The organism is Pantoea sp. X85 (assembly GCF_029623675.1).
GTDB lineage: Bacteria > Pseudomonadota > Gammaproteobacteria > Enterobacterales > Enterobacteriaceae > Pantoea > Pantoea leporis.
Genome location: NZ_CP121108.1, coordinates 1275116 through 1299550, shown reverse-complemented (window position 1 = coordinate 1299550; position 24435 = coordinate 1275116). Strand labels below are relative to the sequence as shown.

The following is a 24435-nucleotide window of genomic DNA, read 5'->3' as shown; positions in this document are numbered from 1 at the left end:
CGCAAAAAGGCCAGACGCAAGTCTGGCCTTTTTTATTGCCGCATTGGCTTAGCTGCGGCGCTGTTTGACCGCCTGAGCCAGCTGACGCAACGCCTTCTCAGTGTCTTCCCAGCCGATACAGGCATCGGTCACGCTCTGGCCGTACACCAGCGGTTTGCCGCTTTCGAGGCTCTGATTACCTTCCACCAGATGACTCTCGATCATCACGCCAGTAATCGCCTGCTCACCACCGGCAATTTGCTGTGCCACATCGTCGGCAACCACCATCTGACGTTGGAACTGCTTGCTGCTATTAGCATGGCTGAAGTCGATCATCACTTGCGGACGCAAGCCTGCTTTCTCCAGACCGGTTTTCACGGCCGCCACGTGTTCGGCGCTGTAGTTCGGCTCTTTGCCGCCGCGCAGGATGATGTGGCAGTCTTCGTTACCGCTGGTTTCGACAATCGCCGAGTGACCATATTTGGTGACTGACAGGAAGCAGTGTGGCGCGCTGGCCGCACCGATGGCGTCAATCGCCACTTTGATGGTGCCGTCGGTACCGTTTTTGAAGCCCACCGGGCAAGAGAGGCCGGAAGAGAGTTCGCGATGCACCTGCGATTCGGTGGTACGTGCGCCAATCGCGCCCCAGCTCATCAGGTCGGCCATATATTGTGGCGTGATCATATCGAGGAACTCACCGGCGGCTGGCAACCCGATATCGTTGATATCCACCAGCAGCTTGCGCGCCAGGCGCAGGCCGTCATTGATCTGGAAGCTGCCATCCATAAACGGGTCGTTGATCAGCCCTTTCCAGCCCACCGTGGTGCGCGGTTTTTCAAAGTAAACGCGCATCACCACTTCGAGATCGTCTTTCAGCTCATCACGCAGTGCCAGCAGGCGCGTCGCATACTCTTGCGCAGCCTGGGTATCGTGAATTGAGCACGGACCGATCACCACCAGCAGACGATCGTCTTCGCCATGCAGAATGCGGTGAATCGCCTGACGTGACTGCGCTACGGTTGCAGCCGCTTTATCGGTGGCGGGGAATTTTTCAAGCAAAGCAACAGGAGGCAGTAACTCTTTGATCTCTCTGATGCGTAAATCATCGTTCTGGTAATCCATACACAATTCCATTCAAATTTCTGGCCCAACGTCCGTCGGGCGCAACCCGCCCACTTTAGCCCTTCGCGCGGTGGGTGTAAATTACGCATAGCGCTTAAAATGTACATCTCAAATTTGCATTTATATATCCATGCACTAAGCTTTTTAAATGTAAGCACTAAGGAATGATGTGTTTGCAAAATTAAATTTTTAAGTGAAGCGTATAAGGTGGATTTTATTCCATCGCGGCACGCTATTTTCGTCACTCAACACCAGCGGGTGTTAGACGGCAACTATCCATTAATTACTGGAGCATAATGATGAATAAGTTTGCAATGATCTTTCTGACAGCAGCGATGACCATGGGTAGCGGTGCTGTAATGGCTGCGGATAACAACAATGGTGCGGCCAACGCTTCAGCTGAAGCCGGTGCAGCAGCTGGCGGTGCAAAACAAAATCTGCCACCTAATAATGTTGATAACAGCAAAATTAACAGCGGTAGCACCAATACCAACAGCGCAGCAACGTCAGGCACTGACTCAAGCAATATGTCAGCCAGCCAGGTGCACAAAAACAGCATGTGCAAAGACGGCAAATGCCCGGACATGAATAAAAAAGTCGACACCAAAGAGGGTGGCGGCCACGTGAAACATAAAACAGATGGTACTTCGCAATAAGGTTCCTTCTGTTTGATCAAGGGAGAGCTTCGGCTCTCCCTTTTATTTTGCCTCCCGCCCTTTTCCGCTATGCTGAAGCAATGAAATTCACAGGAACTGTTTCATGGCTTCATTGCTGCTTATTGATGATCACCCGTTAGTTGCCGTCGCACTGGAAGCGGCTTGCGTTAACGCTCCTATCACGTTGAACATTCACGCCGCTGGCGACGAAGCGCAGGCGCGCCAACTGCTTCAACAACATCCCATCGATTTAATTGTGCTGGATATCGGTTTACCCGATTGCGACGGACTCGAACTGCTGCGCCGGTTGCGCGTGCGTAATCAGCACTGCCCGGTGTTGATCTATTCCGCGCAGCAGAGCCGCCACACACTGCTCAGCGCCGTGTCGCTTGGCGCTGCTGGTTACGTGGTGAAAAGCCAAAGCATGGCGCAACTGCTGAGCGCGATTCTGGCGGTGCTCGGCGGCCAGCAGGCTTTTCCGCCGCTGCCGGAACGTATCGAACTGCCGTTAACCGAGAAAGAGCAGCAGATTGTAGCGCTGCTGGTGCGCGGCCTTTCGAATTTGCAGATTGGCGAACAGCTGCATATCAGCAATAAAACCGTTAGCACTCACAAGAAGAACATCCTGGAGAAAACCGGCGTACAGTCGGTGGTTGAGCTGGCTGAGCTGTGGAAAGCGCAGCAGTGAGGATCTGTTTGCTGCTGTGTACGCTGCTGCTGAGTGTGATGGCGAAAGCCGATCTGCAACCCGCCAGCAGCGTGATGTTACCCGCGATGATGCCGGCCCCACACGCCGAGCCGTGGCCTGGCGCAACGTTGCGCGTCGCGGTGCCGGCACAAAACAGCGCACCCTGGGCGATGCGTATTGGCGATCACCTCTGGGGCATCGACGCCGACTATCTCAGCGCCCTAAGCCAGTTGACCGGTACGCATTTCACGCTGCAAAGCTATGCCGATCGCGCGCAGCAACTGGCAGCCTTGCAGCGCGGCGAGGTGGATTTGGTGTTAAGTAATCAACATGCCCAGCTCCCATCCGATGTGCTGCTCAGCGACAGCTGGTACAGCAGCCCGATTCGCATCTATCGCAACCGGGATAATCAGCGCGCGGTGATGTTCAATAGCGAAACCGCGCAGCTCACCATTGCCGAAGCGACGCTGGCGCAGTTGCCCACTGAATTTGTGCAGCAGCATCGCTGGCACACCTTGCCGGGCGATCTGCAGGCGCTGTATGCCCTGCTCAATCAGCAAAGCGATTATCTGGTCGCCGATGAAGCCAGCGCCGGTTTCTTGCTGGGCCAGCTGCAGCAAGGACAAATTTACCAAATCACTGCCGATCCTGGCGCGGGCGAATTAACGCTACGCGCAATGACGCGCAATGCCGCGCTGATCCACTGGCTTAACAGCCAGCTGCGCCTGCTGCCCGCCGAGTTCAGCAGTCGGGTCCAGCAGCGCTGGAGCCCGCCGCTGCTGCGTTATCAGGACACACAAACTCTGATGCTGTCGGCCAGCGAAAAGCAGTGGCTGGCGCAACATACTGAGATTCCGTATGCGGTTGAGGCGGATAACGCGCCTTGGAGTTATCGCGACAGCAGCGGCAACGCGCGCGGCTTCGGCATCGACATGCTGAACGCGCTGAGCCAAAGTACCGGCCTGCGTTTTACCCCGCGCTGGGTCAACAATCCGCAGCAGGCCGCCACGCTACTGCAGCAACAGCAGGTGATGCTCAACCTGTTGCAGCCGCTGTATGGCGACGATCCCGGCAGCAATACTTTGCCGGTATGGCGCGCCATTTGGGGCATTTACACGCTTGCCACGCATCAGCCAATGAACTGGCAATCGCTACAAGGCCAGCGCGTGGGCGTATTACGCGACGATCTCGCCATACGTTTGCTGCCGTCAGGTATTACGCCGCAGCCGTTCGACGATCGGACGCAGCTGTGGCAAGCGCTGAATAACGGTCAGATCGATGCGCTGGTAGATAACGTGCTCTCTGCCCGCTGGCGTATGGCGAGTCACGAAGATAATCGTGTGCATCTGGCGTTTGCTGCCAGCGATATCGCCTGGCCGCTGGCGCCGCAGGTCAGTGCTGAACAGCCTGAGCTGCGCGCCCTGCTCGACCATGCATTGCAGCAAATCCCGCCTGATACGCTCAACCAGATGCGCGTCAGCTGGTCACAGCCGCCGCAGCCCGGCACGACGATGGCGATGCGCAATATTCCGCTGATGATTTTGCTTGCGGCAGGCGTAATTATTCTGTTGCTGTTGGGCTTGCTGGCGCGTCGTTACTGGCAGCAGCGTCGTGACCGATTGCAGCGTGAGCAGGCCGAACGCGCCAATGCCGCCAAAAGCCAGTTTCTTGCCACTGCCAGCCACGAACTGCGCACGCCGATGCAGGCGATACTCGGTTTGCTGGAGCTGGAACAGCAGCAGCATCCGAGTGAACGGCTGGCGCTGATGCACAGCAGCGCGCGGTCGCTGATGGCGCTATTGAACGACTTGCAGGATCACGCGCGTATTGAGAGCCAGAGCTTCCGTCTGGCACCGCGCCCGCTCAATCTGACGCTCTGGCTGCAGCAACAGCAGCAGTTTTATCATCCCTTAATGCGCGATGCCGGGCCGAACCTGATTGCCGAAGCGCTGACGCCGCTGCCTGCCAGCGTGTTGCTGGATGGCGATCGCCTGCAGCAGGTAGTGAATAATCTGGTGGCCAACGCCCTTAAGTTTACCCGCGAAGGCGAAGTGCGCCTGTCGCTGGCGGTCAGTGAGCACATCCAGCTTACGGTCACCGACACCGGCAGCGGCATCCCGCTTAACGAGCAAGCAAAACTGTTTGAGCCGTGGTATCAGGCGCCGTCCGGCAAAAGCCATGCGGTGCAAGGCAGCGGCTTAGGTTTGTTTATCTGTCGCGAGATTGTGCAACGAATGGGCGGTACGCTAACGCTCACTTCAGCATCGGGCAGCGGCACCACGGTCAGCGTGCAGTTGCCATTAGTCGTGAGCCAAGAGCCGTTAACCGAGCGCACAGCCAGCTGGCCTGTTTACCCGCAGCTGCGCGTGGCGATTGTGGACGATCACCCGACCAATCTTTTGGTGATGCAGCAGCAGCTGGCGATATTTGGCGTTGAGGCGCAGGTATTTGAAGAGGGCCGAGCGCTGCTGCGCGCCGATGCTCAGCGCGCCTTCGATATTCTGTTTATCGACCAGATGATGCCGCGCCCGGATGGTTTAACGCTGCTGCGTATTCTGCGCCGTCGTCAGCGCCAGCGCGGCAGCACCTCGCTGCGCGTGCTCTGCTCTGCAGATGTTCAGTTGCTGAAAATCGCCTTGCTGGATGACGAAGCTCTGCTGCTCAAACCCATTGAGCTCGATCATCTGGCACCGCTGCTGGCGCGCGCCGTAAAAGATCCATTGGATGTCTTGCCAAACAGCTTACTGATTCTGGCGCAGGATAATCAGGCATTTATTCCGCGCATCTGTCAAACCTTGCAGCGCACGCTGCAACAGGATCGGGATTTGCTGTTGAACGCGCGCGATACACAAAATTGGACGGCGCTGGAACAGGCTGCACACCGCATGAAGGGCAGCTGGTTGATGCTGGGTATGGATGAGGTTGCCGAGCGCTGTCAGCAGTTGATTGAGCAGGTTAAACAGCAGCAGTTGCCGCTTGATGATCTCAATTTACTGATATCATTAACAAACAGGTTACTTAAACAACTGGATAATTATGGCACACACGCATTCTCACGGGACCGCTAACGGCAACCGCACGCGACTAGCCGCGGCGTTTGGCGTAACGGCGCTGTTTATGGTGGCCGAAGTGATCGGCGGGCTGGTTTCTGGCTCGCTGGCGCTGCTGGCCGATGCCGGACATATGTTGACCGATGCCGCCGCGCTGCTGATGGCGTTACTCGCGGTGCAGTTTGCCCAGCGCAAGCCTAACGCGCGCCATACCTTCGGCTTGCTGCGTCTCACCACCTTAGCGGCGTTCGTCAATGCCATTGCGCTGCTGGTGATTACGGTGCTGATTGTCTGGGAAGCGCTGCGTCGCTTCTATGAACCCCAGCCGATTGCCGGCGGATTGATGCTCGGCATCGCCATTGCCGGTTTGCTGGCCAATCTGCTGTCGTTCTGGCTGCTGCATCGCGGCAGCGAAGAGAAGAATCTCAACGTGCGTGCGGCGGCATTGCATGTGCTGGGCGATTTGCTGGGTTCGGTTGGTGCGATTGTCGCGGCGGTGATCATTATGCTGACCGGCTGGACGCCGATCGATCCGATTCTGTCGCTGCTGGTGTCATTGCTGGTGGTACGCAGCGCCTGGTCGCTGCTGCGCGAGAGTCTGCATGAATTGCTGGAAGGTGCGCCGGGCCATATCAACGCGGATAAACTGTCACGCGAGCTGACGCGCAATATCGATGAAGTACGTAACGTGCATCACGTTCATTTGTGGCAAGTGGGTGAAAAACCGGTGCTGACGCTGCATGTGCAGGTGATTCCGCCATACGATCACGACGGCCTGCTTAAGCGCATTCACCACTATTTGCATGAGCACTATCAGATTGCCCACGCCACGGTGCAGATGGAATATCAGCCGTGCAGCGGGCCGGACTGCGAGTTGGGTTTAGATAACAACGCCGCGCAGCACGATCACCACGATCATGCTGCGCTTGAAGGTCACGCTCATCATCACTGATGGGACAGCGCGCGCGAGCCATGTTCGCGTGCGCTTTGCATCCACAGGCGCGAACCGTTGAGCGCAATCAGCGTCAGAATCGCGTACTCCAGTGACATGGCATAAACGCCCTGACGCGCAAAGATCATCACGCTGATAACGTTGATCACCACCCAAAGCAGCCAGTTCTCAACGTATTTACGCGTCATAAAAATCATCGCCACAATCGACAGCACCATCATGCACGAATCCCAGAACGGGAACGCGTCAGGCTGCAGTTGCGGCATCGCCACGTTAAGCCCCAGACTCTGCATAATGCCGACCGCTGTTTTGGTCAGGAAAGCAAAGACCGGATCGATGTACACCGTCATCAGCGCAATCGCCACCACGCACGCCGCGCCCCAGCCCAATGCTTTCGGCAGCGGCAGCCAGCGAATTCTCAGCTCCGTTTCGTTGTTAGAGGTTTGCCGACTCCACGCGTACCAGCCGTAAACGTTGGCGACGAAGAAGAACAGTTGCAGCAACAAGCTGGCGTAGAGCTGAATCTGGAAGAAAATCACCGCGAACAGCGTGACGTTTATCAGCCCGAAAAAGTAGTTGATGATTTTCTCAAGGCTGGCGAGCCAGATGCACAGCAGGCCCGCAAGGGTGCCAACGGCTTCGATCCATGAGAGATCGTAGCCGCCAACGCCGAGCGGAATGTGAACCAGAATATTTTGCGTGCTAAAGAAGTCCATATAAGGTGCCTGTGTAACGGGAGCCCGTCATGCATTCCCTTTGATTTTAAGTTTGAGATCTGCAGCAAAGGATAGCATGCGGTTGAGCGGTAGCAACGCGGCCTCACGCAACGCGCTATCCACATGGATCTCATGCGCGCTGCCGCCACGCTCCAGTCCTTCGGCAATCGCTTTCAGGCCGTTCATCGCCATCCAAGGACAGTGCGCACAGCTGCGGCAGGTGGCGCCCTCGCCTGCGGTGGGCGCTTCCAGCAACTCTTTGTTCGGCACCGCCTGCTGCATTTTGTAGAAGATGCCGCGATCGGTGGCGACGATCATCTGCGGATGCGGCAAACTTTGCGCCGCCTGAATCAGCTGACTGGTGGATCCCACCGCATCAGCCAGATCGACAATCGCCTGCGGTGATTCAGGATGCACCAGCACAGCCGCATGCGGATAGAGCGCCTTCATGCGTTGCAAAGCCTGTGTTTTGAATTCGTCATGCACAATACAGGCGCCCTGCCAGCACAGCACATCCGCGCCGGATTTTTGCGTGACGTAGCGGCCGAGATGGCGATCCGGTGCCCAGATGATTTTCTCGCCGAGGCTATCGAGATGCTCAATCAGCTCAACCGCGATGCTCGAGGTGACGACCCAATCCGCGCGCGCCTTCACCGCCGCCGAGGTGTTGGCATACACCACCACCGTGCGATCGGGATGCTGATCGCAGAAGCGGTTAAATTCTTCAATTGGGCAACCGAGATCGAGCGAGCATTCCGCCTGCAAGGTGGGCATCAGCACGGTTTTTTCCGGGCTAAGGATTTTTGCGGTTTCACCCATAAAACGCACGCCCGCCACCAGCAAGGTTTTAGCGGGATGAGTACTGCCGAAACGGGCCATTTCCAGTGAGTCCGATACGCAGCCGCCGGTCTCTTCCGCCAGCGCCTGAATTTCGGGATCGGTGTAGTAATGCGCCACCATCACCGCATCGCGTTCTTTCAGCAAGCGTTTTATTTTGTTTTTGTAGTGGGCTTTTTCATCGTCGCTGAGACGTGCCGGTTTCGGCGGGAAAGGATAGATCGCGCTTTCAGGATCGAACATCAGGCTCATGACACGGCTCTCGTTTTCTCAATTTAACAAAATTGCCTGTTACGGCAATGATGCGGCATCAAAACCGCTATCGTGTTTTATATGCTAAACACGATAGCGGAATTGCGCGAGAGTGTCGTCTCTTTTTTGCGCGCTCTACAGCAACAAAGCGCTGCTCAACGTTTTCTGCGGACTTTCCAGCTCCAGCAGGAAGGCTTTAACGGTGAGCCCGCCTGCAAAACCGGTGAGTTTGCCGTTGCTGCCAATCACGCGATGGCAGGGCGCCATAATCGACAGCGGATTTTTACCGTTCGCTGCGCCCACGGCGCGCACCGCTTTCGGATTGCCGATCTGCTCGGCGATTTGCTGGTAGCTGCGCGTTTCACCAAACGGGATGGTGAGCAGCGCCTGCCACACTTTTTTCTGAAACTCGGTGCCGACAGTGTCGTACGGCATATCAAACTGCTGACGCTCACCGGCGAAATATTCGCGCAGCTGGCGTTCGGCCTCACACAAAATTGGATGCTGATCGTTACGGCTGATCGGCTTCAGCGGCACGCGCTGCGCCCCTTCGTTTTCCCACAGAATCGCCGACAATCCTTTATCGGTGGCAACAAGCGTGAGCTCACCAACGGGCGTCGCGATGATTTTGGCATGATACATGGTGCACCTCCGGCATATTCTCTGCTGGCGATTATCGCATTTCCGCCGCAGGAAACTGGCTGTTTTCGGTCATCAGCATAAACTGGTTAGCTGTCCGAAAGCAGCGAGTTTTCCTGTTCAGCTTGCGCGACTATGCCGTTTATTTGCCGGAGACGATGATGTTTGATGCTGAAATTGCGTACCAGGCGCTGACGTCGCGCGATAGCCGCTTCGACGGGCTGTTTTTTGTTGGCGTGACATCCACCGGCATCTATTGCCGCCCCATTTGTCCAGTGAAAGCGCCGATGCAGAAGAACTGCCTGTTTTTTAGCAGCGCAGAGGCCGCCGAGAAAGCGCACTTCCGCCCGTGTTTACGCTGCCGTCCGGAACTGGCACCCGGCTCTGCGCCGGTGGATAGCCATCACCGCATTGCCGATCGTTTGATTCGCCGCATCGAAGAGGGCTTACTGGAAGAGCAGGAGACGCTGGCAGACATCGCTGGCGAGTTTGACCTCAGTGAACGTCAATTACGTCGCGTGGTGCAGCAGGAGCTCGGCGTATCGCCTTTAGAGCTGCGTCAGACACGTCGTATGCTGCTAGCCAAGCAACTTCTGACAGAAACCTCTTTGCCGGTCACGGAAATTGCTTACGCCAGCGGCTTCCGCAGTTTGAGGCGCTTTAACGATGTGTTCCAGGCGCGCTATCGCATGACGCCCTCCCGCCTGCGCAAGCAGAATCAACCCGACGCCGTGAAAACCACGCAGGAGAGCGCCGAACTGCGCCTGAGTTATCGGCCGCCTTACGATTGGGATGCGATGCTCGATTTCCTGCAACAGCGCGTGATGAAGGAGGTGGAATGGGTGAACGAGGGCATGTATCACCGCACCGTGGCGCTGGGCAACTGTCGCGGCTGGGTGCGTGTGAGCCATGTTGCGGGTAAACAGTCGCTGAAGGTGCAATTCACAACATCGCTGACGCCAGTGCTGCCCGCTTTGCTGCGTCGGCTACGCGATCTATTTGATTTGGATGCGCAGCCACAGCGCATAGCAGAACATTTAAGCCACGATCCGTTATTAGCCGAGAGCTTATCGCGCTTTCCCGGCTTACGCGTTCCTGGTGCGTTTGACGGCTTTGAGTTGGGTGTGCGCGCGATACTCGGGCAGCAGGTTACCGTCAAAGCCGCAACCACGCTAAGCAGCCGAATGGCACAGCGCTTTGGTGAGCCGCTGGTGACGCCGTGGTCAGAACTTTCGCGTTTGCCGCCAAATGCGGAGTCGCTAGCGGCGGCGAGCATCGATGATATTGCCAGCCTGGGAATCGTCAGTGCGCGTTCACATGCCATTCAGGCGTTGGCGCAGGCCTGTGCTTCCGGCGCATTACGCTTTAACGGTGCGGTGAATCCGGACGTGGTTCAGCAGCAGTTACTGGTGCTGAAAGGCATTGGGCCGTGGACGGCAAGTTATATCGCGATGCGCGCACTGCGCTGGCCTGATGCGTTTCCCAAAGAGGATATTGCGATTCGTAATAATCTCGGCGGCGTGAGTGCCAAAGTGGCGGAGCAGCTATCGCAGGTTTGGCGGCCGTGGCGCAGCTATGCGGTGCTGCATATCTGGAAAAGTCTGACGCCGGTTAAGTTTAAAAAATAGATTTAGCTTAAAAGCTTGCCAACCAGCCGGAAGGACCGGGCGGTTCCGTAAAGTCGCCGTGGATACATCCCTGTAGGCTCTGCCGGCGCATCCATGCGCCGGAAGCTTTACTCCACCGCCCGGTCCTTTCGTCTTCGTTCAGTATGCGTGTGATTATTTCAAGCAACGACAAAGCATAAGGGCCAGAAAAGGCGGGAGCAGGAGGAGCGAAGCGTCCGAGCCATGGACAAAAACGCCGGGAGCGTTTTTGCACAACGCGAAGCGTTGCCCGCTTGCGGGCGAGCCTCATGGATGAGGCGAGGACTTGCGAGGCCGATCCACAGGGATGTGAGGTTTCTTCGCGATCCGCCCCGCCTTATCTGGCCGGTGCACCATCTCAAAGCAAATCCACCTAGCGTAGAAAAGCAAAAAGGCGCCTTTAGGGCGCCTTTCTACATAACTGGTGGGTCGTGCAGGATTCGAACCTGCGACCAATTGATTAAAAGTCAACTGCTCTACCAACTGAGCTAACGACCCGCTGTGGGGCTTACAACCTTTACTTGATGGTGGGTCGTGCAGGATTCGAACCTGCGACCAATTGATTAAAAGTCAACTGCTCTACCAACTGAGCTAACGACCCATCAAGGTTGTGAAGCTTACTGAAGAAATCATCTCACTTACAACGGGTTGAGATGGTGGGTCGTGCAGGATTCGAACCTGCGACCAATTGATTAAAAGTCAACTGCTCTACCAACTGAGCTAACGACCCATCTTCAGTGCTGCCGATACTTGTTAAGATATGTCCCGGCAACGGCGGCATATATTACTGATTTAGCGGGAGGGCGCAACCCTTATTTTCCACTAAATGTCTCAATTGCTTACCTTTCATGCTGTAAGACCAGAAATCACACGAAATCCGGTCTTTTAGGCACAAATTACAACCCAGCAAGACGTTTTTGCGCCTGCTTAGCAGAATCACTATTTGGGAATTGTTTGATCACTTGCTGGAATTGAGTGACCACCTGCTGGAAGACAGCCTTGGCTTTCGCCGTGTCGCTCTTCTCTTGCATGATCACACCAACCTTAAACAGCGCTTCCGGGGCTTTTGGCGATTTCGCGTAATTTTTTACCACAGTGGCAAAATAATAAGCCGAATCGTCTTTTTTACCCTTGTTGTAATACAGCTGACCCAGCCAGTAATTGGCATTCGGCTGATAGGTAGAATCAGGATATTTCTTCACCCAAGCCTGCAGGGCAGTAATCGCCTGATCGTACTGCTTCTTCTCCAGAATCAGCGCAACCGCAGCATTGTAGTCCGTGTTGGCATCGCCGCTTTGCAGCTGCGCGCGCTGTCGAGGCTGCTAGCTATCCGCCTGAGGCGCAGCCGCTGCACCAGCTGCGCCACTTTGATCGCCTGCGCGGGTTGCGCACCATTACTGCCGGAGCTAAGGCTGTCGATTTGCTGATAGAGCTGCTTCTGGCGCTCAATCACCTGATTAAGCTGATAGCTGTTTTGCTGGATTTGCCCGCGCAGCGAATCGATATCGCTTTGGTTGTCGCTCATCTGCTGCTGCAATTGCTGCAAAAGCTGAGCCTGGGCATTAGAGATACGTTCAAGAGTGGTGACACGGTCTTCGACCGAGCCTGAGCCAACGCTACTGATTGACGCCTGGGCATTAGCGGCCCCCAAAGGAGCCGCTAAACCAACCAGTAACGACAGACTCAACAGATGAAGTCTGAAGTTACTCATCATGATATTTTCTTAGTAAACCAGTACGGCACGACGGTTTTTAGCGTAAGCCGCTTCGTCATGACCCAGTACAGCTGGTTTTTCTTTACCGTAAGAAACGATAGACATCTGGTCAGCAGAAACGCCTTTGCCTTGCAGATACATCTTAACGGCGCTTGCACGACGTTCGCCCAGAGCAATGTTGTATTCTGGGGTACCGCGCTCATCCGCGTGACCTTCGATGGTCACTTTGTATGACGGGTTGCCACGCAGGAATGCAGCGTGCTGATCCAGCATCTGAGCGTAGTCAGAAGCCACGTCATATTTGTCCAGACCGAAGTAAACGATGTTGTTCTGCTGCAGCTGCTGCATCTGCAGGCGCGCTTGCTCATCAGAAGACATGTTACCGCCGTTCTGACCAGCACCGTAAGCACCGTCGTTAGCGCCCATGCCAGTCTGATCGTTGTTGTTGTTTTTGTGTGAGCTACATGCAGCTACTGCGATAACCGGCAGAGCCAGCATCAAACCCTTCAGCACTTTGTTCAGTTGCATTTCTTTATCCTATTATTTTGTTTGCCATACATTTTAATCCCCCGCCGTGCAGGGGACCTATGCATCACAGATACGGCGACCAGGCAGGGAATTTGACCTGTCCATCAGTTGCCGGAAGACGCGCTTTGAAACGCCCGTCGGTTGAGACCAACTGCAACACGGAACCCATCCCCTGAGTAGAGCTATAGATTACCATTGTGCCGTTTGGCGCCAGACTCGGCGTTTCATCCAGGAACGTGTCCGTTATTGTTTGAACGGCTCCCGTTACCAGATCCTGTTTGGCGACGTGCTGAGCGCCACCGGCGCTGCTGATCATCACCATAGTTTTGCCGTCGGTTGACACATCCGCATCCTGGTTTTGCGCACCTTCCCAGGTAATACGTTGTGGCGCACCGCCGTTGATACCAACTTTATAAATCTGGGGCGCACCGGCCTGATCCGAGGTGTAAGCCAGTGTCTGGCTGTCCGGGAACCACGTTGGTTCAGTGCTGTTGTAGCGACCATCGGTCACCTGACGCGTCTGACCAGAAGCCAGATCCATCACATACAGGTTCAGGCTACCGGTTTTCGACAGCGCGAAGGCGAGTTTAGAACCATCTGGTGAGAAGGCTGGCGCACCGTTGTGACGCGGATAAGAAGCCACCTGACGGATTGCACCGTTAGACAGCGTCTGAACCACCAGCGCAGATTTGCCGCTTTCGAAGGTCACGTAAGCCACTTTGCTGCCATCTGGCGACCAGGCCGGAGACATCAATGGCTGCGGTGAACGGTGAACCACAAACTGGTTGTAGCCATCGTAATCCGACACGCGCAACTCATACGGGAACTGACCGCCATTGGTCTGCACCACATAGGCAATGCGGGTACGGAATGCGCCTTTGATGCCGGTCAGCTTTTCGAACACTTCGTCACTGGCGGTGTGCGCTGCGTAACGCAGCCACTGCTTAGTCACTTTATAAGAGTTCTGCGCCAGCACGGTGCCTGGCGCGCCACCGGTGTCCACCAGCTGATAGGCAACTTGATAGCTGCCGTCAGCGTTAGGCGTTACCTGACCAACCACAACCGCATCAATACCCAATGCGCTCCATGCGGCAGGTTGAACTTCCTGCGCGCTGGCTGGCTGTTGTGGCAGACGAGAACGATCGAGCGGATTGAATTTACCGCTGTTACGTAAGTCAGCAGAAACGATCCCGCCGATGTCTTCTGGTGCCGCGCCTGGGCCAGCCCATTGGAACGGAACCACACCAATAGGACGTGCGGTGTTAACGCCCTGCGTAATTTCAATACGGACTTCTGCATGAAGCATTGCTGCCCACAGCAGTACAAAAAAACCTAAGGTTACACGAAGTGCCTGCTTCATTTTTTCTCCCTTACCTGAACCAGAGGTTCATGATAATTCGCACAGTTCCTGAAAAACACGAGTACTCATAGAGTATGGCAAGCTAACCTTAGTTCAACCTGCCGTACGTTACTGCATTATTCTGGTTTGAAACGCATCGGTGCGTTTTTAAACACTTCATACACCGCCTGCGAAGGCGGCTTCGGAATCCGCGCCTGCTTCGCAGCAGCAATTGCCGCCTGACACAAGGCGGGGTCGCCACCTTCCGATTTAACGTCAATCAGCAAACCATCCGGTGCCAGTTTAATACGCAGGTTACACTCTTTACCTTTGTACAAATCTGCATCGTAGAAACGGCTCTGAATCGCCCCGACAACTTGTCCCAGATAATTATTGATATCTGCGCCTGACGCGCCCGCTTTTTTCTGATTGCCCTGCCCTGCAGCGCCACCCGATGCGGTGCCGCTTTTCGGTGCATTCTTACCAGAAGACAAACCACCTAACAGGTCATCAACCGCATTTTCGTTCTTCGCAGCTTCAGCGGCGGCTTTTTTGGCATCCGCAGCCGCTTTCGCTTTTGCATCCGCTTTGGCCTTAGCAGCCGCATCGGCCTTGGCTTTCGCCTCGGCAGCAGCCTTCTCTTTGGCTTCTGCTGCGGCTTTTTCCTTCGCCTCAGCAGCCGCCTGCTCTTTAGCCTCTTTGGCTTCCTGAGCCGCTTTCGCCTTGGCATCGGCAGCAGCCTGCGCTTTGGCTTCAGCATCCGCTTTGGCTTTCGATTCTGCGGCCGCTTTTGCCTGCTGCGCCGCTTTCTCTTTCGCTGCTTCAGCGGCAGCGGCTTTCGCCTGCTCTTCTGCTTTCTTCTTCGCGTCAGCCGCGGCTTGCTTGGCTTCTTCTAGCGCTTTGGCTTTGGCGTCAGCCGCTGCTTTTGCCTGCGCATCAGCTTCCGCTTTGGCATCAGCCTTGGCTTTCGCTGCGGCGGCTTCAGCAGTTTTCTGCTGTTCCTGGGCTTGCTTAGCGGCGGCTTGAGCGGCTTTCTGCTGCTCGGCCTGCTGCTTCGCCTGCTCTTTGGCTTCCTGCTGGGCCTGCAAGCGCTCTTTTTCCATCTCTTTCAGGCGCTGCTGCTCGGCAGCTTGTTTCTGCTGTAACTCTTCGGCCTGCTGCTGCGACTGCTTCTGACGCTGCTGCTCGGCGCGCTGACTGTCTCGTTGCTGATTCTGCTGGCGGTTATACTGCTCAACCACGGCGCCGGAATCGACCATCACTGCGTCAATATCACTGCCACCGCCACCGCCGCTGGATTCGATTTTTTCGTTAAACGAGCTCCAAATCAGTAAGGCGATCAGCACGATGTGCAGAATCACCGAAACGATTATCGCGCGCTTTAACTTGTCGTTCTGCTCGGTTGCCTTCGACACACTCGGTTCCCAAAAAACGGTTCGCTTTAAATCGGCTGCGTCATCAAACCGACAGATTTCACGCCTGCCTGATGTAACAGGTTCAGCGCCTTGATGATTTCGTCGTAAGGGACGTCTTTCGCACCGCCGATCAGGAAGACCGTTTTCGGATTGGCTTCAATCCGGCGCTGCGCTTCGCTCACCACCTGCTCCGGCGGTAACTGCGTCATACGATCGTGATCCACCACCAGGCTGTACTGGCCAACACCAGACACTTCAACAATCACCGGTGGATTATCATCAGTTGAGACGGTTTTTGAATCTGTCGCATCCGGCAGATCCACTTCCACGCTCTGGGTAATAATCGGCGCGGTTGCCATAAAGATGAGCAGCAACACCAACAGCACGTCCAGCAGTGGAACAATGTTGATTTCCGACTTAAGGTCGCGTTTACCGCGACCACGGGTTCTGGCCATCGTAAACCTCGACTTACTTCGTGTTGTCGGTGGAGAAAGCCTGACGATGCAGGATAGCCGTGAACTCTTCCATGAAGTTATCGTAGCCCTGTTCCAGCTTGTTAACGCGCTGGTTCAGACGGTTGTACGCCATAACGGCAGGAATGGCCGCAAACAGACCGATTGCGGTCGCGATCAACGCTTCGGCAATACCCGGTGCAACCATCTGCAGCGTGGCCTGTTTTACCGCACCGAGGGCGATAAAGGCGTGCATGATCCCCCACACCGTACCAAACAGACCGATATACGGACTGATGGAGCCAACGGTGCCAAGGAAAGGAATGTGAGTTTCCAGCGTTTCCAGTTCACGATTGAAGGAGATACGCATCGCACGGCTCGCGCCCTCAACAACCGCTTCAGGCGCATGGTTGTTAGCACGATGCAAACGCGCAAACTCTTTGAAACCCGAATAGAAAATTTGCTCAGATCCGCTCAGTTCATCGCGGCGTCCCTGGCTTTCCTGATACAGGCGTGACAGCTCGATACCCGACCAGAACTTATCTTCAAACGCTTCGGCTTCGCGCCCCGCCGCATTCAAAATGCGCGTACGCTGAATAATGATCGCCCATGAGGCAATAGAAAAGCCGATCAAAATCAACATGATAAGTTTGACCAGAAGGCTCGCCTTCAGGAACAAATCAAGAACATTCATGTCAGTCACTGCTTGAACTCCGCGACAATAGACTTGGGAAGCGCAATTGGCTTCATTAGATGTGGGTTGATGCAGGCAATCAGGACTTCTGCTTCATTTAGCACTTTGCCTTCTGCATTCACGATACGCTGCGAGAACGTCATCGTTGCACGCGTCATTGAGGTCACTTCTGTTTGAATTTCCAAAAGATCGTCCAGACGTGCAGCCGCAACAAAATCGATCGTCATGCGTCGTACCACAAAAGCCACCTGCTCTTCCAACAGGACCTGCTGATTGAAATGGTGCTGGCGCAACATTTCGGTACGTGCTCGTTCATAGAAAGCAAGATAACTGGCGTGGTAAACCACACCACCGGCATCGGTGTCTTCGTAATAGACACGAACCGGCCAGCGAAACAGCGTTGTACTCACTCTACATCCCGGTCTCATTTTAAACGTTGCTACTATACGCAAGAGAGATCGGCTTGGGAATGGTCCGCTGACGCCGCGAGAAAATAATTATCACAGGTTAACAACTGGAAGGATTTATAGGATGTTTCTTGACCGGACGCTGACAAAACCTCACGTCAGCGTCTGAAATTGCGGCGTTTTTAAGTCCTGAGCCTGGACTTAATAGTAGAACCAGAAAATTCCTGCCACTAAAACTATCATCGCGGGCAACGGCGAGAAGAGCGCTTGCCAGCGCAGGCGCTGCGGGCGAAATCCGGTGCCGTGTATCACGCCGGTACAAACGGCCCATATCAGCAGCATTCCGTGCCATATCGCTAAATCACTGGTGCGCGCGGCAAAGCGTGAAGGCTGCCAAATGACACAGCCCGCCAGCCACAACGCGAGGATTAGCGAAAGGGCCCGAAGCGGGCCCTTGTCCATCAGACGATAAAGCGTCTGAATCAGTGTGCGCATCAGACTTGCTCGTCCTTCGCGCTGCTCTCTTCAACGTGCTCCAGCGCCAGCGCCGTAATCACACCGAACGCACAGGCCAGCAAGGTGCCAAGAATCCAGGCAAAATACCACATGCTCAATCTCCTTAATCAGTAAAGGGAGTGCGTATTGCTCTCAATGTGTTCTTTGGTGATACGGCCAAACATCTTGTAATAACACCAGGCGGTGTACGCCAGGATAATCGGTACAAAGATGATGGCGGCGATGGTCATCACTTTCAGCGTCAGCAGGCTAGACGTGGCATCCCACATGGTCAGGCTGATGCCCGGCACGGTGCTGGATGGCATGATGAAGGGGAACATCGCAATCCCGGCCGTCATGATCACGCAAGCTAAGGTCAGTGAAGACGAGATAAACGCCAGAGCGCCCTTCTCGATACGCGAGCAGAGAACGGTCAGCAGCGGCAACACCACGCCCAACAGCGGGAACAGCCACAGCACTGGCATCTGATCGAAGTTCACCATCCACGCACCGGCTTCACGCACCACATCTTTACCCAACGGGTTGGATGCCGCGTGATGATCGATAACGCTTTTCAGCACATAACCGTCGATGCCGTATTTCACCCACACACCCGCGAGAATGAAGCACACCATCATTACCAGCGCCGAGATTTGCGCGGTGCTGCGGCTGCGGACGTGTAACTCACCGGCAGTACGCATCTGCAGATAGGTTGCGCCCTGCGTCAGGATCATCGCCACACTCACCACGCCCGCCAGCAAGCCAAACGGATTCAGCAGCTGGAAGAAATTGCCGGTATAGAAGAGACGCAGATATTCGTCAGCATGGAACGGCACCCCTTGCAGCAGGTTGCCGAACGCCACACCAATCACCAGCGGCGGAACAAAGCTGCCGATGAAAATGCCCCAATCCCACATGCCGCGCCAGCGCATATCTTCAATCTTTGAACGGTAATCAAATCCGACCGGACGGAAGAACAGTGAAGCCAGCACCAGAATCATCGCCACGTAGAAGCCGGAGAACGCGGCGGCATATACCATTGGCCAGGCGGCAAACAGCGCGCCACCGGCAGTGATCAGCCAAACCTGGTTTCCGTCCCAGTGCGGCGCAATGGTATTAATCATGATGCGACGTTCGGTATCAGTACGACCCAGAATGCGCGTCAGCATACCAACGCCCATATCAAAGCCATCGGTGACCGCGAAACCGATCAGCAACACGCCAATCAGCAGCCACCAGACAAAGCGCAATACTTCGTAATCAAACATGGTCGCTCTCCTTATCCACGCGCCGGCTGAGATGATGTCTTCAGCGTTTCATGATGATAGCGGCCGGTTTTCAGGCTGCTTGGACCGAGGCGCGCGAACTTGAACATCAGGTACATTTCCGCCACAAGGAACAAGGTGTAGAGACCGCAAATCAGCGTCATTGAGAACAGCAGATCGCCAACGGTCAATGAGGAGTTAGCGACCGCGGTTGGCAGCACCTCACCAATTGCCCACGGCTGGCGACCATACTCGGCAACGAACCAACCCGCTTCAATCGCAATCCACGGCAATGGAATGCCGTACAACGCGGCTTTCAGTAACCAGCGGGACTTACCGATGCGGTTACGAATCACGCTCCAGAAGGAGAGCGCAATAATGCCCAGCATCAGCACACCGCCCAGCACCATGATGCGGAAGGCGAAGTACAGTGGCGCAACGCGTGGGATCGAATCCTGTGTCGCTTTCTGAATCTGCTCTTCGCTGGCGTTAGCCACATCCGGCGTATAGCGCTTCAGCAGCAGGCCATAACCGAGATCCTGTTTGCTGGCTTCAAACTGGCTGCGCACCTCAGGATCTTTGCTGCCACCACGCAGTTCGTTCAGCAGCGCGTAAGCTTTCATGCCATTACGAATACGCACTTCATGTTGTGCCAGCAGCTCTTTCAAACCGGTGACCGGCGTATCCACTGAACGCGTGGCGATCAGGCCGAGCAGATACGGAATCTGAATCGCATATTTGTTCTCCTGCGTCTCCTGATCCGGAATACCAAACAGCGTAAATGCAGCCGGAGCCGGTTGGGTTTCCCATTCCGCTTCAATTGCCGCCAGTTTGGTTTTCTGCACGTCACCGATTTCATAACCGGATTCGTCACCCAGTACGATCACTGACAGAATCGCCGCCATACCGAAACTGGCTGCGATGGCGAAAGAGCGTTTAGCGAAAGCAATGTCGCGCCCTTTCAGCAGATACCATGCGCTGATACCAAGGATGAACATCGCGCCCGTGGTGTAACCGGCGGCCACGGTATGGACAAACTTCACCTGCGCAACCGGGTTCAGCACCAGCTCGGAGAAACTCAACATCTCCATACGCATGGTTTCGAAATTGAATTCCGATGCAATGGGGTTTTGCATCCAGCCGTTCGCCACCAGAATCCACAGCGCGGACATGTTCGAACCGAGCGCCACCAGCCAGGTCACCGCAAGGTGTTGCACCTTACCGAGGCGATCCCAGCCGAAGAAGAACAGGCCAACAAAGGTGGATTCGAGGAAGAACGCCATTAAACCTTCGATGGCGAGCGGCGCACCGAAGATATCGCCGACATAGTGTGAATAATATGACCAGTTGGTACCGAACTGGAATTCCATGGTCAGGCCGGTAGCCACGCCGAGTGCAAAGTTAATACCAAACAACTTGCCCCAGAACTTGGTCATATCTTTATAAATTTGTTTACCCGTCAGGACATATACCGTTTCCATGATCGCCAATAAAAACGCCATACCCAGCGTTAATGGCACGAACAGGAAATGGTACATCGCCGTCAGGGCAAACTGTAAACGCGACAGCTCGACAATATCTAACATGATGACTCCTTGCTCCTCGCATGAACTTCCCCTGCGGATGACAACGGCAAACAACAGACATTGACGCGCAGAACAAGATTCAGGAACGACTGATTATTGATTCCAGTTTTGTTACTGATAGAACAGAGAAAGCTGTTGCCCGAAGAGAGCGAGTAACAGTGATAAAATTCCCTTAAAAACCGATCTTTTCAGTCAATTTAAAGCAGGAGTAACACGAGGAGGCGGCAGAATTGATATAACAACGCCTGGCACAAACTCCTGATAAATTATGACGAAGACTGAATTGATGCAGCGCAATTTATACCGGTTAGTCGGCCTTTTGCTAGCGGTAAAGTTTCCTATAAGTCGCCAATTATTGATCTAGATTAAGACAATAAATTTCCAGATATGTAGTGTTACAGTGGTTGTTAATTAGATGTCACAACATCATCATATTATTAAGAATATAATTACCTTTTCCGCAATTATTTAACCTCATTTTGGAAAGCCGCACGCCAATTGCTTGACAAAAATCCAGCGCCTTTTCCCTTCTTTACCTTGATGACAGAGTAAGCATAGCCGCAATTTTTTGAAGCCGTTGCGCTTTTTCCCTCTCTTTCAGGCGGGTTATTACCAAAAAAAAGCCACCCGAAGGTGGCTTTTCATTGTCAGTCTGTATTGGCTTATTTGAGTGGTAAAACCGCTTTAACCGCGTCACCAATGTCTGCCAGGCTGCGTACGGTTTTCACACCGGCCGCTTCCAGCGCAGCAAATTTCTCATCAGCGGTACCTTTACCACCGGCAATGATGGCGCCTGCGTGGCCCATACGTTTGCCTTTCGGTGCAGTCACACCGGCGATGTAGCCGACAACCGGCTTGGTCACGTGGGCTTTGATGTAAGCTGCTGCTTCTTCTTCCGCGCTACCACCGATCTCACCGATCATCACGATCGCTTCGGTCTGTGGATCTTCCTGGAACAATTTCAGGATATCGATGAAGTTAGAGCCAGGGATCGGGTCACCACCGATACCTACGCAGGTTGACTGGCCGTAGCCGATGTCAGTGGTCTGCTTAACGGCTTCATAAGTCAGCGTACCTGAACGCGATACGATACCTACGCGGCCTGGCTGGTGAATGTGGCCTGGCATGATACCGATCTTACATTCGCCTGGCGTGATCACGCCTGGGCAGTTCGGGCCGATCATGCGCACGCCAGCTTCATCCAGCTTCACTTTCACGGTCAGCATATCCAGCGTTGGGATACCTTCGGTGATGGTGATGATCAGTTTAATACCCGCATCGATCGCTTCCAGAATACCGTCTTTGCAGAACGGCGCTGGAACGTAAATCACGGTGGCGGTTGCGCCGGTGGCTTCTACTGCTTCACGTACGGTGTTGAACACCGGCAGGCCGAGATGCGTGGTGCCGCCTTTGCCTGGCGTTACACCGCCAACCAGCTGCGTACCGTAAGCCAGCGCCTGCTCAGAGTGGAACGTCCCTTGACCACCGGTGAAACCCTGGCAAATGACTTTGGTGTTTTTGTCGATCAAAATGGACATTATTTACCCTCCGCTGCAGCTACAACACGCTGTGCAGCGTCTGTCAGGCTGGTTGCTGCAATGATGTTCAGACCGCTGTCCGCCAATTTCTTAGCGCCCAGCTCGGCGTTGTTACCTTCCAGACGTACCACAACTGGCACGTTGACACCCACTTCTGCCACGGCACCGATGATGCCGTCTGCGATCAGATCGCAACGCACAATGCCGCCGAAGATGTTAACGAACACAGCTTTCACTGCATCGTCAGACAGGATGATTTTGAAGGCTTCGGTGACGCGCTCTTTGGTTGCGCCGCCGCCAACGTCCAGGAAGTTTGCTGGCTCACCACCGTGATGTTTCACGATGTCCATGGTGCCCATCGCCAGACCGGCGCCGTTCACCATACAGCCGATGTTGCCATCCAGCGCAACATAGTTCAGTTCCCACTGCGTTGCGTGGGCTTCACGTGGATCTTCCTGGCTCGGATCGCGCATTTCACGCAGTTCCGGCTGACGGAACAGTGCGTTACCGTCCGCGCCCAGTTTACCGTCGAGGCAGATCAGATCGCCCTGCTTGGTGATCACCAGCGGGTTAATCTCAACCATCGCCAGATCGCGCTCAAGGAACATGGTCGCCAGGCCCATGAAGATTTTGGTGAACTGGCTAACTTGCTTGCCGGTCAGGCCGAGTTTGAACGCCAACTCGCGCCCCTGATACGGCTGTGGACCCGCTAATGGATCGAGCGCCATCTTGTGGATCAAGTGTGGCGTTTCTTCTGCCACTTTCTCAATCTCAACACCGCCTTCTGTCGAAGCCATGAAGATGACACGACGGGTAGCACGGTCAACAACCGCACCCAGATACAGCTCCTGATCGATATCCGTCGCGGCTTCAACCAGAATCTGGTTTACCGGCTGACCGTGCGCATCAGTTTGATAGGTCACCAGACGTTTGCCCAGCCAGTGTTCAGCAAAAGCACGAATGTCTTCTTTGCTGTTCACCACTTTCACGCCGCCCGCTTTACCGCGGCCACCGGCATGAACCTGACATTTCACTACCCACGGACCTGCGCCAATTTTAGACGCGGCTTCTTCAGCTTCACGTGGCGTGGTGCAGGCGTAGCCTGTCGGTGCTGGCATGCCATAGCGTGCAAACAGCTGCTTCGCCTGGTATTCATGTAAATTCATGATGTTCTATCCATTCAGGTATGAGTTTGGGCGCGCCTTCACACCGCGCGCCCGGCGAAATTAGACGTCCAGCAGCAGGCGAGCTGGATCTTCCAGCATCTCTTTCACCGCCACCAGATAGCCAACGGATTCACGACCATCAATCAAACGGTGATCGTAAGAGAGCGCCAGATACATCATTGGCAGAATCACAACCTGACCATTAACCGCCATTGGGCGATCTTTGATGGCGTGCATGCCGAGAATCGCGCTCTGCGGCGGGTTGATGATTGGCGTAGACATCAGCGAACCAAACACACCACCGTTGGTGATGGTGAAGTTACCGCCGGTCAGCTCTTCAACCGTCAACTTGCCGTCACGGCCTTTCACCGCCAGCTCTTTAATTTTCTTCTCAATGTCGGCCATGCTCAGTGCATCAACATCTTTCAGCACCGGCGTAACCAGACCACGCGGGGTAGAAACCGCAATGCTCACATCGAAATAGTTGTGGTAAACCACATCTTCGCCATCAATAGACGCGTTCACTTCCGGGAAGCGTTTCAGCGCTTCCACTACCGCTTTGATGTAGAAGGACATGAAGCCCAGACGCACGCCGTGACGTTTCTCGAACGCATCGCCGTACTGCTTGCGCAGATCCATGATTGGCTTCATGTTGATTTCGTTGAACGTGGTCAACATCGCGGTGCTGTTTTTCGCTTCCAGCAGACGCTCGGCAACACGCTTACGCAGACGCGTCATCGGTACGCGTTTTTCGCTGCGGTTAGCCACAGCGGCCTGCGGTGCAGCAGCGGCTGGCGCGGCAGCCGGTGCTGCTTTGCCACCGTCAGCTTTCTTCGCCAGATGTTTTTCCACATCTTCACGCGTCAGACGGCCACCAACGCCGGTGCCTTTGATCTGGCTGGCATCGAGGTTGTTTTCAGCAATCAGGCGGCGTACCGCTGGGCTGAGCGCATCGTTGCTCTCTTCTTCCAGCGAAGCGGTCTGGCGCTGTGCCGGTGTAGATTCGTTGCTTTCCGCTTTGGCCGCAGTCTCTTTCCCGCCGCTGTTGCCCTCTTTCAGACGGCCCAGAATCTGACGAGAAGTGACGGTAGCGCCTTCCTCTTCCAGCACGGCTTCCAGGATGCCATCCGCTGAAGCAGGCACTTCCAGAACCACTTTGTCAGTTTCAATCTCTACCAGTACTTCATCGCGGCTCACAGAGTCGCCAGGTTTTTTGTGCCAGGTTGCAACCGTTGCGTCCGCTACGGATTCAGGCAAATCGGGAACGAGAATTTCTACGCTACTCATTTTCTTTCCTTT

22 protein-coding genes, 3 tRNA genes and 1 pseudogene are annotated in these 24435 nt (G+C 54.9%); 5 read left to right on the top strand and 21 right to left on the bottom strand.

Annotated elements, in window-relative coordinates; translation table 11 throughout:
• Positions 1-48: 48 nt before the first annotated feature.
• Positions 49-1101, bottom strand: a complete 1053-nt coding sequence (gene aroG, locus P6287_RS06010) for a 3-deoxy-7-phosphoheptulonate synthase AroG (RefSeq protein WP_110865751.1) — start codon at positions 1099-1101, stop codon at positions 49-51.
• Between the two features lie 299 nt (positions 1102-1400).
• Between aroG and P6287_RS06005 the strand changes: the two genes are divergently transcribed.
• The 4 genes from P6287_RS06005 to zitB all read left to right on the top strand — a co-directional run bounded on the left by P6287_RS06005 (position 1401) and on the right by zitB (position 6447).
• Positions 1401-1757: a YbgS-like family protein gene (locus P6287_RS06005; protein WP_192414256.1), complete on the top strand. Its 357-nt coding sequence runs from the start codon at positions 1401-1403 to the stop codon at positions 1755-1757.
• Between the two features lie 103 nt (positions 1758-1860).
• Positions 1861-2445 carry a response regulator transcription factor gene (locus tag P6287_RS06000; RefSeq protein WP_137385389.1) on the top strand — a complete coding sequence of 195 codons (585 nt, stop codon included), beginning with the start codon at positions 1861-1863 and terminating at the stop codon, positions 2443-2445.
• A gap of 38 nt (positions 2446-2483) precedes the next feature.
• Positions 2484-5513 carry an ATP-binding protein gene (locus tag P6287_RS05995; protein WP_277974909.1) on the top strand — a complete coding sequence of 1010 codons (3030 nt, stop codon included), beginning with the start codon at positions 2484-2486 and terminating at the stop codon, positions 5511-5513.
• On the top strand, positions 5482-6447 hold the full coding sequence (gene zitB / locus P6287_RS05990) for a CDF family zinc transporter ZitB (protein ID WP_277974656.1): 966 nt from the start codon (positions 5482-5484) through the stop codon (positions 6445-6447). Before P6287_RS05995 ends, zitB begins: the two co-directional genes overlap by 32 nt.
• Here the strand turns inward: zitB and pnuC are convergent.
• The 3 genes from pnuC to P6287_RS05975 form a co-directional block, all read right to left on the bottom strand.
• Positions 6441-7163 carry a nicotinamide riboside transporter PnuC gene (gene pnuC / locus P6287_RS05985; RefSeq protein WP_277974655.1) on the bottom strand — a complete coding sequence of 241 codons (723 nt, stop codon included), beginning with the start codon at positions 7161-7163 and terminating at the stop codon, positions 6441-6443. The two genes, zitB and pnuC, sit on opposite strands and share 7 nt — an antisense overlap.
• Before the next feature lie 27 nt (positions 7164-7190).
• Entirely contained in the window at positions 7191-8252 is a 1062-nt protein-coding gene (nadA, locus tag P6287_RS05980; RefSeq protein ID WP_101763203.1) for a quinolinate synthase NadA, read from the bottom strand.
• A gap of 135 nt (positions 8253-8387) precedes the next feature.
• Positions 8388-8894, bottom strand: coding sequence for a methylated-DNA--[protein]-cysteine S-methyltransferase (locus P6287_RS05975; protein ID WP_110865747.1), 507 nt, complete (start codon positions 8892-8894; stop codon positions 8388-8390).
• A 158-nt stretch (positions 8895-9052) separates the two neighbouring features.
• On the opposite strand from P6287_RS05975, the gene P6287_RS05970 reads away from it, so the two are divergent.
• Complete coding sequence (locus P6287_RS05970) at positions 9053-10519, top strand: AlkA N-terminal domain-containing protein (RefSeq protein ID WP_277974908.1); 1467 nt, start codon at positions 9053-9055, stop codon at positions 10517-10519.
• Between the two features lie 440 nt (positions 10520-10959).
• On the opposite strand, the gene P6287_RS05965 is transcribed toward P6287_RS05970, so the two are convergent.
• From P6287_RS05965 to odhB, 17 genes and pseudogenes are all read right to left on the bottom strand, one after another.
• Positions 10960-11035, bottom strand: a tRNA-Lys gene (locus P6287_RS05965).
• Between the two features lie 27 nt (positions 11036-11062).
• Positions 11063-11138 (bottom strand) — tRNA-Lys (locus P6287_RS05960).
• 53 nt (positions 11139-11191) lie between these two features.
• Positions 11192-11267: transfer RNA gene (locus P6287_RS05955), tRNA-Lys, on the bottom strand.
• A 166-nt stretch (positions 11268-11433) separates the two neighbouring features.
• Positions 11434-12251, bottom strand: a pseudogene (cpoB, locus tag P6287_RS05950) (cell division protein CpoB).
• 9 nt (positions 12252-12260) lie between these two features.
• Positions 12261-12779, bottom strand: a complete 519-nt coding sequence (pal, locus tag P6287_RS05945; RefSeq protein ID WP_101763207.1) for a peptidoglycan-associated lipoprotein Pal — start codon at positions 12777-12779, stop codon at positions 12261-12263.
• A 64-nt stretch (positions 12780-12843) separates the two neighbouring features.
• The gene (gene tolB, locus P6287_RS05940; protein WP_101763208.1) at positions 12844-14139 is read right to left on the bottom strand and encodes a Tol-Pal system beta propeller repeat protein TolB; all 1296 of its coding nucleotides are present in this window, start codon (positions 14137-14139) and stop codon (positions 12844-12846) included.
• Between the two features lie 116 nt (positions 14140-14255).
• On the bottom strand, positions 14256-15533 hold the full coding sequence (gene tolA, locus P6287_RS05935) for a cell envelope integrity protein TolA (protein WP_277974654.1): 1278 nt from the start codon (positions 15531-15533) through the stop codon (positions 14256-14258).
• A gap of 26 nt (positions 15534-15559) precedes the next feature.
• The gene (tolR, locus tag P6287_RS05930) at positions 15560-15988 is read right to left on the bottom strand and encodes a colicin uptake protein TolR (RefSeq protein ID WP_008107389.1); all 429 of its coding nucleotides are present in this window, start codon (positions 15986-15988) and stop codon (positions 15560-15562) included.
• 13 nt (positions 15989-16001) lie between these two features.
• Positions 16002-16688 (bottom strand): Tol-Pal system protein TolQ, encoded by a 687-nt coding sequence (gene tolQ / locus P6287_RS05925; protein WP_101763210.1) that lies wholly within the window; start codon positions 16686-16688, stop codon positions 16002-16004.
• The gene (gene ybgC / locus P6287_RS05920) at positions 16685-17089 is read right to left on the bottom strand and encodes a tol-pal system-associated acyl-CoA thioesterase (protein ID WP_008107385.1); all 405 of its coding nucleotides are present in this window, start codon (positions 17087-17089) and stop codon (positions 16685-16687) included. The genes tolQ and ybgC overlap by 4 nt, the downstream gene beginning before the upstream one ends.
• 198 nt (positions 17090-17287) lie before the next feature.
• Entirely contained in the window at positions 17288-17581 is a 294-nt protein-coding gene (gene ybgE, locus P6287_RS05915) for a cyd operon protein YbgE (RefSeq protein WP_101763211.1), read from the bottom strand.
• Positions 17581-17694 carry a cytochrome bd-I oxidase subunit CydX gene (cydX, locus tag P6287_RS05910; protein ID WP_007890642.1) on the bottom strand — a complete coding sequence of 38 codons (114 nt, stop codon included), beginning with the start codon at positions 17692-17694 and terminating at the stop codon, positions 17581-17583. Before cydX ends, ybgE begins: the two co-directional genes overlap by 1 nt.
• Before the next feature lie 15 nt (positions 17695-17709).
• Positions 17710-18849: a cytochrome d ubiquinol oxidase subunit II gene (cydB, locus tag P6287_RS05905; RefSeq protein ID WP_277974653.1), complete on the bottom strand. Its 1140-nt coding sequence runs from the start codon at positions 18847-18849 to the stop codon at positions 17710-17712.
• Positions 18850-18860: 11 nt separating this feature from the next.
• Positions 18861-20432 (bottom strand): cytochrome ubiquinol oxidase subunit I, encoded by a 1572-nt coding sequence (gene cydA / locus P6287_RS05900; protein WP_101763213.1) that lies wholly within the window; start codon positions 20430-20432, stop codon positions 18861-18863.
• Between the two features lie 662 nt (positions 20433-21094).
• A complete protein-coding gene (sucD, locus tag P6287_RS05895; protein ID WP_110865742.1) occupies positions 21095-21970 on the bottom strand; it encodes a succinate--CoA ligase subunit alpha in 876 nt (291 codons plus the stop codon).
• On the bottom strand, positions 21970-23136 hold the full coding sequence (sucC, locus tag P6287_RS05890; protein ID WP_007890646.1) for an ADP-forming succinate--CoA ligase subunit beta: 1167 nt from the start codon (positions 23134-23136) through the stop codon (positions 21970-21972). The genes sucD and sucC overlap by 1 nt, the downstream gene beginning before the upstream one ends.
• A 60-nt stretch (positions 23137-23196) precedes the next feature.
• Positions 23197-24423, bottom strand: a complete 1227-nt coding sequence (odhB, locus tag P6287_RS05885) for a 2-oxoglutarate dehydrogenase complex dihydrolipoyllysine-residue succinyltransferase (RefSeq protein WP_101763215.1) — start codon at positions 24421-24423, stop codon at positions 23197-23199.
• Between the last annotated feature and the right edge of the window lie 12 nt (positions 24424-24435).